Source organism: Vibrio sp. Vb0598, from assembly GCF_033338935.1.
GTDB classification, from domain to species: domain Bacteria; phylum Pseudomonadota; class Gammaproteobacteria; order Enterobacterales; family Vibrionaceae; genus Vibrio; species Vibrio alginolyticus.
On record NZ_JAWOTP010000259.1, the window covers coordinates 1 to 1,090 of the forward strand.

The following is a 1,090-nucleotide window of genomic DNA, read 5'->3' on the forward strand; positions in this document are numbered from 1 at the left end:
AATGAAGAAGCTCGCGTAGTGCGTGAGCATGGCTTCGAAGGCAAGATCATGCGTGTCCGTGCGGCTAGCCGCAACGAAATTGAAAACGGCGTACAGTACGAAATCGAAGAGCTGATTGGCACTAAGATGCAGGCGGATCAAATCATCGAGATTGCATACAACTACAATACCGTTATTCCTGTTCACCTTGCTCTGAATACTTCAGGCATGGGTCGTAATGGTCTGGATCTGACAACGTATGAAGGTCAGGTTGAAGGTGTGGAAATCGCAAGCGATCCTAACCTAAAAATCGTAGGTATGATGACCCACTTCCCGAATGAAGGTCTTGATGAAATTCGCCGCAAGGTTGACCGTTTCAAAGTAGAAACAAAGTGGCTAATGGACAGCGCAGGTCTGAAACGTAAAGACATCACACTGCACGTGGCTAACTCTTACATCACGCTAAATCTTCCTGAAGCACATCTGGATATGGTTCGTCCTGGCGGCATGCTGTACGGTGACTACCCTGCAACCCTACCTTACGAGCGTATCGTGTCTTTCAAAACACGCGTAGCATCACTGCACCACCTACCGAAAAACAGCACTGTGGGTTACGACAGCAGCTTTACAACCACTAAAGAAAGCGTAATGGCGAACCTTCCTGTCGGTTACTCTGACGGTTACCCAAGAAAAATGGGCAATACGGCAGACGTGCTGATCAATGGTCAACGTGCAAAAGTGGTTGGCGTAACGTCAATGAATACAACAATGATCGACGTTTCCGATATCAAAGGCGTGAAGCCGGGTTCTGAGGTCGTTCTGTTCGGCAACCAAAAATCTCAAACCATCAATGCCGCAGAAATCGAGAAGAACGCCGACGTGATCTTCCCAGAACTTTACACCATTTGGGGCACATCAAACCCTCGCGTGTACGTGAAGTAATCTTACGACTTCCTTTTTAAACACTTCCTAACTCAAAGCGAGCTTCGTGCTCGCTTTCTTTTTTCGCTCAAAAAGCCCTGAAACACCGATAACGTTAATGTCATCTTGTTGTCTGCGACGAAAACCACATTTTGGTTGTGTTTGAAAGCCCATCCAATTGATGTTAAAC

The 1,090-nt window shown here is 46.8% G+C and carries 1 protein-coding gene; it reads left to right on the forward strand.

What is annotated here, in order from left to right:
- Positions 1 to 921, forward strand: a 921-nt coding sequence (alr, locus tag R7Q38_RS24540) for an alanine racemase (RefSeq protein WP_318114676.1), incomplete at its 5' end; no start/stop codon positions are given.
- Positions 922 to 1,090 lie beyond the last annotated feature (169 nt).